The sequence below is a fragment of the Paenibacillus sp. genome, from assembly GCF_048976745.1.
Lineage (GTDB): Bacteria > Bacillota > Bacilli > Paenibacillales > Paenibacillaceae > Paenibacillus.
Map to the genome: position 1 here is coordinate 200,422 of NZ_JBHGUU010000014.1, position 13,618 is coordinate 214,039.

General features: G+C 46.1%; 15 protein-coding genes and 1 rRNA gene. 15 read left to right on the top strand and 1 reads right to left on the bottom strand.

Annotated elements, in window-relative coordinates; all coding sequences use genetic code 11:
* The first annotated feature begins 70 nt into the window (after positions 1-70).
* The 13 genes from sigY to ACE3K2_RS21875 all read left to right on the top strand — a co-directional run bounded on the left by sigY (position 71) and on the right by ACE3K2_RS21875 (position 11,160).
* Entirely contained in the window at positions 71-613 is a 543-nt protein-coding gene (sigY, locus tag ACE3K2_RS21815) for an RNA polymerase sigma factor SigY (protein ID WP_421894963.1), read from the top strand.
* Positions 610-945, top strand: coding sequence for a DUF5345 family protein (locus ACE3K2_RS21820; RefSeq protein ID WP_421894966.1), 336 nt, complete (start codon positions 610-612; stop codon positions 943-945). The genes sigY and ACE3K2_RS21820 overlap by 4 nt, the downstream gene beginning before the upstream one ends.
* On the top strand, positions 938-1,171 hold the full coding sequence (locus tag ACE3K2_RS21825) for a sigmaY antisigma factor component (RefSeq protein ID WP_421894969.1): 234 nt from the start codon (positions 938-940) through the stop codon (positions 1,169-1,171). Before ACE3K2_RS21820 ends, ACE3K2_RS21825 begins: the two co-directional genes overlap by 8 nt.
* 219 nt (positions 1,172-1,390) lie before the next feature.
* A complete protein-coding gene (locus ACE3K2_RS21830) occupies positions 1,391-1,774 on the top strand; it encodes a hypothetical protein (protein WP_024631336.1) in 384 nt (127 codons plus the stop codon).
* 205 nt (positions 1,775-1,979) lie between these two features.
* A complete protein-coding gene (gene gatC / locus ACE3K2_RS21835) occupies positions 1,980-2,267 on the top strand; it encodes an Asp-tRNA(Asn)/Glu-tRNA(Gln) amidotransferase subunit GatC (RefSeq protein ID WP_036607033.1) in 288 nt (95 codons plus the stop codon).
* Positions 2,268-2,294: 27 nt separating this feature from the next.
* Positions 2,295-3,752, top strand: a complete 1,458-nt coding sequence (gatA, locus tag ACE3K2_RS21840) for an Asp-tRNA(Asn)/Glu-tRNA(Gln) amidotransferase subunit GatA (RefSeq protein ID WP_091038584.1) — start codon at positions 2,295-2,297, stop codon at positions 3,750-3,752.
* A gap of 26 nt (positions 3,753-3,778) precedes the next feature.
* A complete protein-coding gene (gene gatB / locus ACE3K2_RS21845; RefSeq protein ID WP_421894974.1) occupies positions 3,779-5,218 on the top strand; it encodes an Asp-tRNA(Asn)/Glu-tRNA(Gln) amidotransferase subunit GatB in 1,440 nt (479 codons plus the stop codon).
* 97 nt (positions 5,219-5,315) lie between these two features.
* Positions 5,316-5,780, top strand: a complete 465-nt coding sequence (locus ACE3K2_RS21850; protein ID WP_421894977.1) for a GNAT family N-acetyltransferase — start codon at positions 5,316-5,318, stop codon at positions 5,778-5,780.
* Between the two features lie 32 nt (positions 5,781-5,812).
* Complete coding sequence (locus tag ACE3K2_RS21855) at positions 5,813-6,523, top strand: MgtC/SapB family protein (protein WP_421894980.1); 711 nt, start codon at positions 5,813-5,815, stop codon at positions 6,521-6,523.
* A 147-nt stretch (positions 6,524-6,670) separates the two neighbouring features.
* Entirely contained in the window at positions 6,671-7,264 is a 594-nt protein-coding gene (locus tag ACE3K2_RS21860) for a hypothetical protein (RefSeq protein ID WP_421894983.1), read from the top strand.
* A 23-nt stretch (positions 7,265-7,287) separates the two neighbouring features.
* Positions 7,288-8,700 carry a DUF4097 family beta strand repeat-containing protein gene (locus ACE3K2_RS21865; protein WP_421894986.1) on the top strand — a complete coding sequence of 471 codons (1,413 nt, stop codon included), beginning with the start codon at positions 7,288-7,290 and terminating at the stop codon, positions 8,698-8,700.
* Between the two features lie 167 nt (positions 8,701-8,867).
* Positions 8,868-9,290, top strand: coding sequence for a peroxide-responsive transcriptional repressor PerR (gene perR / locus ACE3K2_RS21870; RefSeq protein WP_026081471.1), 423 nt, complete (start codon positions 8,868-8,870; stop codon positions 9,288-9,290).
* Positions 9,291-9,432: 142 nt separating this feature from the next.
* A complete protein-coding gene (locus ACE3K2_RS21875; RefSeq protein WP_421894990.1) occupies positions 9,433-11,160 on the top strand; it encodes a glycosyl hydrolase family 18 protein in 1,728 nt (575 codons plus the stop codon).
* Positions 11,161-11,435: 275 nt separating this feature from the next.
* Here ACE3K2_RS21875 and ACE3K2_RS21880 read toward each other — a convergent pair whose 3' ends face one another.
* Positions 11,436-11,816 carry a DUF2614 family zinc ribbon-containing protein gene (locus ACE3K2_RS21880; protein WP_076319627.1) on the bottom strand — a complete coding sequence of 127 codons (381 nt, stop codon included), beginning with the start codon at positions 11,814-11,816 and terminating at the stop codon, positions 11,436-11,438.
* Positions 11,817-11,938: 122 nt separating this feature from the next.
* On the opposite strand from ACE3K2_RS21880, the gene ACE3K2_RS21885 reads away from it, so the two are divergent.
* Together ACE3K2_RS21885 and ACE3K2_RS21890 are read left to right on the top strand one after the other, a co-directional pair.
* Positions 11,939-12,817, top strand: a complete 879-nt coding sequence (locus tag ACE3K2_RS21885) for a nucleotidyltransferase-like protein (RefSeq protein WP_421894993.1) — start codon at positions 11,939-11,941, stop codon at positions 12,815-12,817.
* 457 nt (positions 12,818-13,274) lie between these two features.
* A 16S ribosomal RNA gene (locus tag ACE3K2_RS21890) occupies positions 13,275-13,618 on the top strand; the annotation flags it as partial.

Sequence of the window (13,618 nt, forward strand, 5' to 3'; positions counted from 1 at the left end):
TTTTTTTAATTCCATTGAACGTTTCAGCAGAGCCTGTCGTATTAACTCCAGATTGAACGGGAAGCAGGTGATGACCATGATAAAGGCAGCTGAACTCGAAGAGGTACGCAGAGCGGTATCGGGAGATGATAGCGCGCTCGCAGCTTTGTTACAACGTCACTACACGTTTGTGTATAAGTATCTTGTCAAAGTTACAATGGATGCTAATCTTGCGGAAGAGACCGTGCAGGATACGATGGTTCGTTGTATGGAAAATATCCATCGATATGACGGCACCTCTGCCTTTTCATCATGGATGATTACCATTGCGACCCGAATCTATATCGACAAGACAAGACGCAGGAAGAGAGAGCAGAGCTGGCTTAGTCTTATCCGTGATCAGGCTGTACGTCGATTTCGCTGGCAGCTTGAGAGTCGGAATGAAGAATGGACAGATGTCATGGATGCGATGACAAGGCTGACACCCGAACATCGAATTGCAGTGCTGCTGAAGCATTATTATGGTTACGGATATGACGAGATTGGCGAGATGTTGGGTATTCCCTCCGGAACGGTGAAGTCACGAACAGCCTACGGTCTCCGTCAGTTAAGAAAGGAGCTGGAACAAGGATGAGCAGATCAGATGATGAACAGGAACAAGAGGTTGTCGAGCGATTGCAGCATCACATGAAAGTACTTGATGATGCATTTGAGCCAACAAACATACCTTCATTAGGTTCACTTGAAGCCCAAGTCAGAGAACGAAGACAGATCAGACGCCGAACCAATTGGATCGAGATGATATGTTTCTGGTTGGTAGGGTTGCTTGCCATTGTGTTCGGGGCATTATTGTTCGTATCTGCTCCAGCTCTATATTTGAGTATCCAGGCTCTTGGTACAGCTGTTGCCGTGATTTTAGTTGTGATCTGGGCAGGACGGCGCCGGAAGGAGGTTCATCATGAATAAAATGCATTATTCATTGGATGAAATTTCTCCAATATGGCTTATACTGCTTGGCATTTTCCTCCTGGTTCAAGGCACATGGATCTTTCAGGACGCACGCAGACGTGGACGTTTCCCTTGGCTATGGGGATTGTGGGGGATCACCGGATTTCCCACGCCGCTCATCATATACTGGTTCGTCGTGATTCGATCACAACGCAAGCCAGGTGGACCCACAAAGAAAACATGATTGTTTTAATGGAGGATGTTTAAAAAATTCGCTACTCCATTTTTAGCTTCATCCCATCTTCTCGATACCTAATACCGTTCTTTTTAAACACGTACTAATGCAGAGAAAAAAGATTTTGCACAAATATGTTGTTTAATTCTAGTATTCCTAGACATCGTTATTCTTTTCTAGTAGACTATACAAATAAATATTAATGATAGACTACCAGGAGGTTAGACGATGCTGCGATTAGGAGAGAAGGTTGTCATCGTCGCGGATGCGTTTGAGCAGAATCTTCCTGTGGGGGAATATGGTTTCATCATCGCTTATGACCGGAATCCGGACAATGCGTTCGATTACGTGCTTCGAGTGCCGCAGGTGAATCGGAACTTTTTTGTTCCATCCGGCGACGTCGATCTGGAAGAGGTTCTGCTGAAGCAGGAAGCTGAGCGGGTCGAGCGAGAAGCGTTGATAGATTACGCCCTTGCGACACACAATGAGAAGCTGTTTCATCATTTGATGAACGGAGATTTTCAAGCTGTGGAAGAGGAAGAGGAAACCGCGAACGATGTTATGTCACAGGCGGATTTTATAAAGCAGGTTAATCTGCGTGCATGGATTTAGAATTTGAAGAGTCGGCTGATGCCGGCTCTTTTTTGTTTTATAAGTTCGTTTTTAGCTTCCCGGAAGACTGTCGGGTCATTTGCATTGAATTGTCGAACTATCTCACCTATAATGAAAAAAGTTATCTTGAGACTTTAGCCCGTTAAACGAGCGATTCGTTTCAGGTCGTTTCGGGAATCAGAACGAATGAAGGAGGCCTCCGCTAATGAGTATTTCGAATAATGACGTTCAGCATGTGGCCAAGCTGGCTCGGCTCAACTTGACTGCTGAAGAAGAACAGACCCTGACAGGTCAGCTGAACGCGATTTTAAAATATGCAGAAAAGCTGAATGAGCTGGATACGGAAGACATCGAACCCACCACTCATGTTCTGCACGTAAGCAATGTCATGCGTGAAGATGAGACCAAAGAAAGCCTGTCGATTGAACAGGTGATGCGTAATGCACCGGAAGAAGAAGACGGGCAGTTCAAAGTGCCTGCTGTAATGGAATAACGGATAATCGGAAGGAGGACAAAAACTGTGAGTTTATTTGAACAATCGTTGCCTGAGTTACATAACAAGCTGCATGCCAAAGAGCTGTCGGTCAGCGATCTGGTGGATCAGGCGTATCAGAATATTGGCGCGCATGATGATAAAGTTAAGGCATATTTGGCACTGGATGAAGAACAGGCACGCGCTCGTGCTCGTCAACTGGATGATCGTTTGGTGAGCGGTGAGGAGAAAGGTTTGCTGTTCGGCCTGCCTGTAGGTATTAAGGATAACATCGTTACGAACGGACTGCGCACGACGTGCGGCAGTCAGTTTCTTCGTAATTTCGACCCGGTGTATGATGCGACAGTTGTCGAGAAATTGAAAGCTGCGGACACCGTAACTATTGGTAAACTCAACATGGACGAATTCGCCATGGGTGGCTCCAATGAGAACTCAAGTTTCTCCCCTGTACGTAATCCATGGGCACTTGATCGTGTTCCAGGAGGCTCCAGCGGTGGTTCGGCAGCAGCTGTGGCTGCGGGAGAAGCATACTTCACGCTTGGATCAGACACAGGTGGTTCCATCAGACAGCCTGCTTCGTATTGCGGTGTTGTTGGATTGAAGCCGACATATGGACTTGTTTCCCGTTTTGGTTTGGTAGCATTTGCTTCATCTTTGGATCAGATTGGACCTTTGACGAAAAATGTTGAAGATTCTGCTTATGTATTACAAGCCATTGCTGGTTATGACGCCAAGGATTCGACATCTGCCAAAGTAGAGATTCCGGATTATTTGAGCGGACTGACAGGTGATGTCAAAGGACTTCGTATTGCTGTTCCGAAGGAATACATTGGTGAAGGCGTCGACCCACAAGTGAAAGAGACGGTTCTGGCTGCATTGAAAGTTCTCGAAGGACTTGGGGCAACATGGGAAGAAGTATCGCTTCCGCATACCGAATATGCGGTGGCTACGTATTACCTGCTTGCTTCTTCGGAAGCTTCTTCGAACCTGGCTCGATTTGATGGTGTACGTTATGGCGTACGTGCAGACAATCCGGATAACCTTCTCGATCTGTATCATCAGTCCCGCAGCCAAGGTTTTGGTCCCGAAGTGAAACGACGTATCATGCTTGGAACGTATGCACTCAGCTCGGGTTACTATGATGCCTACTATCTGAAAGCACAGAAAGTACGTACATTGATCAAACAGGATTTCGACAATGTATTTGCCAAATATGATGTGATTATCGGACCAACTGCACCAACTACGGCGTTCAAACTGGGTTCACAGGTGGATGATCCACTTACAATGTACTTGAACGATATTTTGACGATTCCGGTCAATCTGGCTGGTGTACCTGCCGTTAGTATTCCATGTGGATTCTCGGATGGATTGCCTGTTGGCCTGCAGATTATCGGTAAAGCCTTTGATGAAACAACCGTATTGCGTGTAGCGCATGCGTTTGAACAAAATACAGAATTCCACAAGCAGCGTCCGCAGCTGTAGACTGCCCGGAACGGAGGAATATAGAAATGTCCGCATCTAAATATGAAACGGTCGTTGGACTTGAAGTCCACGTGGAGTTGCATACCAACTCCAAAATTTTCTGCGGCTGCTCCACAGCTTTTGGAGCTCCGCCGAACACGCATACCTGCCCGGTCTGTCTCGGACATCCGGGCGTACTGCCAGTACTGAATCGTCAGGCGGTAGACTACGCCATGAAGGCAGCGATGGCCCTGAATTGTACGATTGCTGATGTCAGCAAGTTTGACCGTAAAAACTACTTTTACCCTGACTCACCAAAAGCCTATCAAATCTCGCAATTTGATCAACCGATTGGTGAGAACGGCTGGATTGATATCGAAGTGAATGGGGAAACGAAACGAATCGGCATCACACGTCTTCACTTGGAGGAAGATGCAGGGAAGCTTACACATATCGATGGCGGATACGCGTCTTTGGTTGACTTTAACCGTGTCGGTACTCCGCTCGTCGAGATTGTATCCGAACCTGAGATTTCTTCTCCGGAAGAAGCACGTGCGTATCTTGAAAAATTGCGTGCAATCATGCAGTACTGTGATGTATCAGACGTGAAGATGGAAGAAGGTTCACTGCGTTGTGACGCCAACATCAGTTTGCGTCCACATGGACAGGAGAAGCTGGGAACAAGAGCCGAGCTGAAAAACATGAACTCCTTCCGTGGTGTTCAACGTGGTCTCGAATATGAACAATATCGTCAGGCTGAAATCCTGGATGATGGCGGTGAAGTGGTTCAGGAGACACGTCGCTGGGACGAAGCACAAGGAAAAACACTGTCGATGCGTGGTAAGGAACAGGCGCATGACTACCGTTATTTCCCGGACCCGGATCTCGTGAAGCTGCATATTGATGCAGCCTGGAAAGAGCGCATCAAGGCGAGCATACCCGAGCTCCCAGACGAGCGTAAAGCGCGTTACACGGCTGATTATGGGTTGCCTAGTTATGATGCAGAGGTGATTACTTCATCCAAGGCTATAGCCGATCTGTTTGAAGATAGCTTGAAATTCACTCAGGATGCGAAGTCCGTATCCAACTGGATTATGGGCGACTTGTTGGGTTACCTGAATACAAGCAATCTTGAGGTGACTCAGGTTCCGCTGACAGGTCAAGGTTTGGGTGAGATGATCGGACTGCTGGAGAAGGGCACCATTAACAGCAAAATTGCCAAAACCGTATTCAAGGAAATGCTGGAGAGCGGCAAGCTGCCACAGCAGATCGTTGAAGAGAAGGGTCTTGTGCAGATTAGTGATGAAGGCGCCATTCTTGCCATCGTTGAGCAGGTTGTTGCGAACAACCCTCAATCTGTTGAAGACTATAAAGCTGGTAAACAGAAAGCCATTGGCTTCCTTGTTGGTCAGGTTATGAAAGAAAGTAAAGGCAAGGCGAATCCGGCTTTAGCCAACCAACTGCTTGCAGATGTACTGAACCGCTAATCCTTCCGGTGAGGCCGGACAGAAAGAGGCTCGTCCCTGTGACAGCCTCTTTTTGACATTGATAAATACAAATGTATTTCGGACGGGGGAACGGATAATGAACATTCAACCATTGTTACTGAGTGATCTGGAGACGCTGGGACAATTATGGAGACTACAACATGTGGCTTATCGATTGGAAGCTGAAATCATCGGATTTCAGGAGATTCCACCTTTGATGGATACGATGGAGACACTTCGGGATTGTGGAGAGACTTTTTATGGCTGCATCCATGATGACGGAGAGCTTATTGGAGCTGTCGCTGTGGCGGAGGAAGAGGAGAATACACTTACCATTACACGAATGATGGTGCACCCGGATCACTTTCGCAAGGGAATTGCAGCATCTTTAATGACGTATGTGTTGGAACAGCATGCGGATCTTCCGCGTTATATCGTCTCCACGGGAACGCTGAATCAACCTGCAGTGAATCTGTACATCAAATTTGGTTTTAATCCCGTGGAAGTCACACCAATTGCACCTGGAGTGGAATTAACAACTTTTCACAAGAATAAACTTTAATACTATTAACAACTTGAGGAGGAATACCGACTTTGGGCGATCCCTGGTTTATTGATGAGTGGCACATTTTATTGCGATTATTACTGGCTATGCTGCTTGGAGGGCTCGTAGGCCTGGAGCGGGAGCGGTCCAATCATGCTGCCGGTTTGCGTACACATATCCTGGTATGTCTTGGTTCTGCATTAATTATGATGTTATCTGTTTATGGTTTTAAAGATTTTGCTAATGAATTAAATGTAAGGATCGATCCAGCACGTCTGGCTACGGCTGTAATTACGGGTGTCGGATTCCTGGGAGCAGGAACAATTCTCTTCACGGGAAAATCCATCACCGGACTGACTACAGCTGCTTCCATCTGGGTTGTTGCAGCCATTGGGCTTGCAGCAGGCGCAGGATTCTTTTTTGCCTCTATCGTATCAACTGTACTGGTATTGCTTAATCTATGGGTCTTCAACAAACTAGAGCTGAGGTATTTACGAGGGAACAAACTGCATGTGGTTACACTTCATACGTTGTCAGAACCCGGTTTTCTCGAACAACTGTCTTCATGTATGGAGCAGGAGAAGATCAAAATTCGTAAAATTACCGTGAATGAACAAGACCTGGCTTATGCAGAGATGGTGTCGGTTGAGCGTAAAATTGAGATTGTGTTACATGTTCAGGTACCGCATGATTTCCAAACGGTCGGCTTGGTATCCAGGTTACGACAATGGGAACACGTTACCAAGGTATCGGTCGAATAAATGAATTACAACCCTCCACAGGCCAGTAGTGCCGGAGGGTTTTTGGTCATATCCATATTTCTTCCAGTTACTCTCCTTGCTCTTTAGGGTACTATCTAACCAAATGCAAGAAGAGCGGAAGGTCAGTTCAGAAGAGAGGAGTATGTTATGAAACGGAGACGTCAATCAAACCGAAGGTTCAGCACAGTTCAGAGCAAACCGGTCAGGAATCGGACGCACAAGTTTATTGCGGGATTACTGAGCGCCATTATTCCTGGCCTCGGTCATATTTATCTGAGATTGTACATGAGAGGTTTGACCTTTATGCTGCTTGTTTTGCTTGATCTGTCAGCAGTGTTATACTTCTCATCCATTGGTATACAGATCAATGTGCCACTGCTTATCCTGCTGGCTTTGTGTATCCCGGTTATTTACTTTTACAATGTATATGATGTTCTGCAATCTGCGGATTGGGTCATGATGCGAAGACGCAGAGCAGTGACCCAGGCAACCTCGGACAAGCCGATATCCAATGAACGTTCTATACGAGATGCAATGATGGTCTGGGAGAGAGGCATATCGTTTGGGTTACTTCTGATTGTGGGAGGATCACTGATGGTGCTGTTTTTTCGTAAACCGCGCTGGTTTCAAGAGCTCCTCGCCGTGTACGGCGGGTATTCATTTGCGGTTCTCATGATCGTAGGAGGTTTGCTTCTGTTTGGGCGTGAGTTCTGGGTAATGTTGAACAAGAAAAAAATGTAGTTGAAATGATACAAGGGGGGAACATGATGAACCGTAAAGTCCGGATTGGCCGCTATACGGCTGCCGCCTTAATCGTAGCGGTAGGTGTGCTGTTGATTTTGGATAAACGGTGGGGAACTGACTATGTATATGAAATGGTGGACTGGTGGCCATTTTTGCTCGTTGTTTTAGGTGTTGAATATATTGTGCTGTTCCTGTGGACACGCATAAGAAACAAGGTGCAATCCGATAACCCGAGCAATCCTGATGAGCAAATCAAAGTACGTTTCAGACCTGATGCCAAAGGCATTCTAACCTCACTGATTTTGGCGGCTTCCGTATTTATCGTCACCGAGCAGGATCATTACATGCACTTATGGAATAGAGTGAGTCTAAATCTCGGAGCGGCATCCATGGACTACAGTCAAGCGGCAGGATATATGGAGGATAAGGGCACGATTCGTGTACCTGTTGGCATGGATACGTCGGATCTTGTGATCGAAGGTGTCAACGGAGACATCTCGGTACAACGCGGAGATACGGAGGAGATTGAAGTACGAACGGTGATCTGGGTAGATCAGACGACGGAAGTACAGGCAAAGGCTGTTGCAGCAGCCTCCTTTGTAGAGACCGATGGTACAAAAGTAATTCATATCAAGGCTACAGGCAAGACGTATGGAGACAATGAAAAAACGCAGCCGCGTATGAATCTTACCATCACGATCCCGGATGATCGTCGTTTTAATCTGGATATTCGAACTTCCAATGGAGCCATATTATTAAACCGTCCGGAAGCCATTAGTACTATACTGGCCGAAACGGGTAACGGACGTATCCGGATAACCAATGCTGTTGGAGATATCTCAGGAAAAACGTTGAACGGGGATGTCATTGTAGCCAACGCCATTGGTAATGTAGATCTGGACAGTAACCGTGGAGACATGAAGGCTCGTGGTATTTCCGGCGATGTGGATCTCACTACACAAGTGGGAAGTATCAGTATTGCGGACTCGGTTGGTGAATTCACCGCAGAGACACGCAACGGCAATATCACGCTGGATGGAGCCAATCTGGGAATCAAAGCTCAATCGCTTAATGGCAGTATTAACATCGTATCTGCCAAAGTCGGTGGCGACTGGGATGTGTACAGTGCTGTGGGAGCCATTAACGTATTACTTCCTGATCGTGGAGACTATAGTCTTGCGGGTTCCAGCAGTTATGGAGATCTAAGTACGGATCTGCCTTTCAAAGTACAGAACAAAACCATAGAAGGCCAGCTCGGTGAGGGTGAGTACAGGGTGAAAATCGAAGGCAACAGCGATCTTACCATTCAACGGAACCCGGCTGTATCTACGCCTGAAACAGTCACATCTGATTCTGAAGATACGGCTGAGAATCTGGATCAGACTACCGGGGAGGGAGCAAATTCCCAGGATGATTCTACAGAGGTTCGATGACTGCCGCGTTGACAATAAACTTGTAATCGCCGTACAATAAATGTACACTGGCAAGATTACACGGCATGAAAGATGGATTGTCGTTCTTCATGGCCGGAAATCAACTCTGTACGAGGAGAGGTAACTTACTCTTCATCCAGAGAATGAAAGGTAAGGCGGTGGGTTTTATGGCAACACGTGTCCAACATGCGTTGGAGCATCTGAAAACGACCGGTGTCCGTATTACACCCCAGCGTCATGCCATATTGAACTATCTGATGGAATCCATGGGGCATCCGACAGCCGATGAAATTTACCGAGCCCTTGAACCCCAATTTCCCAGTATGAGCGTGGCAACGGTATATAACAATTTGAAGATGTTTCTGGAAGCTGGCATGGTCCGGGAATTGACATACGGAGATAATTCAAGCCGCTTCGATGCCAATGTGACGGATCATTATCATGTTATCTGTGATCAATGCGGCAAGATTGAAGATTTCAGCTACCCTTCACTCAAAAGCGTAGAGCTTCAGGCGGAGTCTAGCACAGGGTTTGAAGTACACGGTCACCGATTAGAAGTATATGGTGTTTGCAAAAGTTGCAGGGATTAAGAGAGTTGAATTACAATATTAACGTGCAGAATTCAGTATGGATTCTTCACGTTTTTTTTTTAGCATTTATGCAAAACACTCATTTTTATAACAACTTATGCGCACATCCTTATGGTTCAGCATAATTAACGGAGGTAGACGATTGGGTAGAAAAAGCAGATATACACGTCAGAAGCGACGTTCATTTTGGCCCGGTTTTCTCGGGGCTTGTCTGATCGCTGGGGGGGCTTACTGGCTTATAACAAATGTATGGTTGAACCAGACCCATGAAGACCCCGATTGGATAGGAAGAAGCCAGCCTATTTTTGTAGATGGGCAACTGATGGATGGAGACGCTCTGGGTACAGGAGATCAACTCAAGTTGCCTGTAAAGGTACTGCAAGAAGCAGTGGATGCGGGAATACGTTATGAACCAGAATCAGGTGATATCATTATTGCCTCTCCTCAGCGAGTTCTTCATATGAAAGAGGACAGCACACAAGCAGAGCTTAATCACAAAGATTATCCCATGACGGTTAAGCCTGAGGTTAAGGATGGAGAAGCATACATTCCACTCAAACCTTTGAAGGAAGTATACGGCATTGCCATACAGGAAGATTCGGTAACGGGTGCAGTTCTGCTGATGCGTGGAGGAGACACGATACAATATGCAGAGATAGACACCTTGTCATCCAAAGCAGACAAGACGGTGCCGTTATATAAACGTGGGGGAGAATCCTCTCCAATCATTGCCGATATGGAAAAGGATGCACGTGTACGTGTATGGCAGACGGGGGATGAACAGAGCTTTGTCCAACTCGATAATGGATATGCCGGATATGTAGATAATGATCATATTGCACTCACTGAGAAAAAGAAGGTGGACACGCCCAAGTATACGCTGACGGTTGCAGAGAAGAAGTGGCAGAATAAACCGGTAAATCTGGTTTGGGAAGCCGTGTACAATCGTCAGCCTGATGTTGGCTCTATCGGTAAAATGCCTGGTGTGAATGTGGTCAGCCCCACATGGTTTCATATCACGGATGGACAGGGCACTGTGAAAAGCAAGGGGAATCAAGCTTATGTGAACTGGGCTCACCGTTCAGGTATGGAAGTATGGGGACTCATGGATAACAGCTTTGACCCGGACGTTACCAAAGAAGCTGTAGCTTCTTACGAGACACGCACTCATATTATTGAGCAGATGTTGGAGTATGCACAGACGTATCAACTGGATGGTATCAATATCGACTTTGAGAACGTATATACAGATGACGGGCCGAATATTACGCAGTTTGTGCGCGAGATCAAGGCGATGGCACGCATCCATGGATTGATGTTATCGATCGATGTAACACCAAAATCAAATAGTGAGATGTGGTCCGCCTTTCTGGATCGCCGTGCATTAGGTTCTTTTGCAGACTATGTTATTGTGATGGCGTATGATGAACATTGGGCGGCAAGTCCCAAGGCAGGTTCGGTAGCGTCTCTCCCATGGACCGAGGCTTCCATGAGACGCATACTTGAGGAGGATGAAGTCCCTTCTAACAAGTTGATCATGGCGGTTCCGCTTTACACAAGAATCTGGACAGAAGAGAAGAATGATCAAGGCGAGGTTAAAGTGTCTTCCAAAGCGGTAGGCATGAATACCATTGTGGAACTGATCCAAGAAAAGAAACTCCAACCCGAACTGGATCAGGCAAGTGGACAGAACTATGTGGAATATGAGGAAGACGGAGCTACCAAGAAAATATGGATCGAAGATGCCGTGTCCCTTCAGGCGCGTGTGGATTTGATTGCTTCGTTGAAGCTGGGCGGAGTAGCGGCATGGAATCGAAGTTTTGCTAATGCCTCCGCGTGGGAGGTATTGAAGCAGGCTGGTTATCAGTAAATAATTTACTCATCCTCGGTGTTCGACGGATGGATAATATTTCTTTGCTTTGCAAAGTTAGAAGTTGCTCCCGTTTGATACCCTCTTACATGTCATCTAGTATTCTATTAGCCATAGGAATCATAACTTAACATCATATTTTTAACTGTTAATAACAGTAACAATGACTCATTTATAAGCCAAATCCAAAAAGGTCCGGTAGACATACCGGGCCTTTTTTTGTTCTTCCATGAAATTAGGGCAAAGACAATAAGCGGTTGAGAATGAATCTCGCGCTATCCATCAGTGGGGGGAACTGTTGTAGAAGGCGCTTTCAGTTGTTGACTGGTCATATTCGCCTTATTAGGGTCCAGGGTGAGGATGGTATGACAGAACATACAACGATCCGTTTTGCCCAGCATTTTGGTTAACTTCCCGCATTCCGGACAGTCGACTTGTACTGCACTGGTGGAGAGCATACCTGCCCAGAAATAAATGGCTAGACTGGCCATCATGGCAATCAGTCCGATGACAAGTCCAACAGCTGCGAAGACCTTGCCTGCATGTCCCCAGAAAACAATCCCGGCTGTTCCCAGTATCATTAGGCCCATACCTAGCATGGTCAGTAGTAATCCCCAAGTGCGAAAAGCATTAATTTTTGCTGATTTAAAAATCATGAAAAATGCTCCTATCGTATGAGTAGTATTGGACCTGGAAAAGAAGGAAACTTCAGTCTGGATGTAGAATTACATTATAACTGACTTGGCGCTTATCTGCCATGAAATGTATGGAGGGAATCGTGGAATTAAAGAACCTTTCTTTTTTGTCCGAACAGTCGGAAGAGACAGGGGCAGTTGGGGCTATCGCTTATTCCCACCCGGGAGAGCGATTCCACGGCTCCCTAATTCAAGATTTCGAATTATTAGTACTTGTTGTTCATAATGATGATCAATTGAAGTTGGCAGTGGGACATTACAAGTATGGTGATCTTCGTTATCAAATGATCTATGCAAGCCGTCATGAATTAGAGAGTAGTGTAGTTACCGGGAATCATAATAATCTCACCCAGTGTCTAATTGATGGTGAGATCATTTGGGAAGCGGACAATGCCTTAAGTGATTTGCGAGAAGAGCTATCTGCTTTTGGGGCAGAATTACGTGAGCAGAAGCTGCTGCATGAATTCACCTGTTTCTTGAGAATGTATGTTGAGGCGAAACGTCATATTCTGGAAGGTCATGTTGTAGACGCCTACTACAATGTATTAGAGGCTCTGGGAAACTGGGCAAGAATTGTATTGATTGAACAGGGGATATACCCGGACCATGCCGTCTGGACACATGTACAGAATCTGGATCGCGCTTTATGGAAGCTGTACCAAGAACTTACCGTAAGCTCGGAGACGCTGGAGCAGCGAGTGGAGCTAGTCCTGCTGGCCTGTGAGTTTTCGGTTATGTCCAAAATGAGCGAATGCTCGGAGCTGCTGTTGCGTGTGATAAGAAGTCGCAAGGAACCTTGGAGCATGAATGAACTTGTTCATCATCCCCAGTTAAGATTTGTTCAAGAAGATCTGCCTTTGGTTATACGCAAGCTTGTCTTTCGTTCCATAGTAAAAGAATCGGCAGGGTGGCCATCGATCGGAGCAGAGGGCCGGGAGATTCGGTATTGGATCGAGACATAAACTTCTCCGAAAGTCTGGCATTATATTAATCACATTAGGGAGGGGAAACCTTCCTTTTTTGTTTGTTTAATAATTTATAAAAAAATGTTGACTCTGATTCGTGATATATGATACATTATATTTCGTTCCCCAAAAGAGATTGTCGCCAACAAACGATAAATTCTTCAGAAGGAAAAGTGAAGAACTAAAGCTTCAAAAAAAGAAACTGAAAAAGTTCTTGACGAAAACAAACGAAATGTGATACATTATTTAAGTCGCCGCCGAAACTTGGTTAAGACGAAAAAGAGTAAAACAAATCGTGTTTGATCTTTGAAAACTGAACAACGAGTGAGTTAACATTCTGCTTGCAGAATGAACGCAAAAGTTTGAAACAAGCCTTGGCTTGGATCGACTGGAGCACAAAATGAGATTTTAATCTCGTCAGATTCAAAATGAGCTTATCGCTCTTTTCAATACTTTATTGGAGAGTTTGATCCTGGCTCAGGACGAACGCTGGCGGCATGCCTAATACATGCAAGTCGAGCGGAGTTGATAGGAAGCTTGCTTCCTTGATACTTAGCGGCGGATGGGTGAGTAACACGTAGGCAACCTGCCCTCAAGTTTGGGACAACTACCGGAAACGGTAGCTAATACCGAATAATTGTTTTCTTCGCCTGAAGAGAACTGGAAAGACGGAGCAATCTGTCACTTGGGGATGGGCCTGCGGCGCATTAGCTAGTTGGTGGGGTAACGGCTCACCAAGGCGACGATGCGTAGCCGACCTGAGAGGGTGATCGGCCACACTGGGACTGAGACACGGCC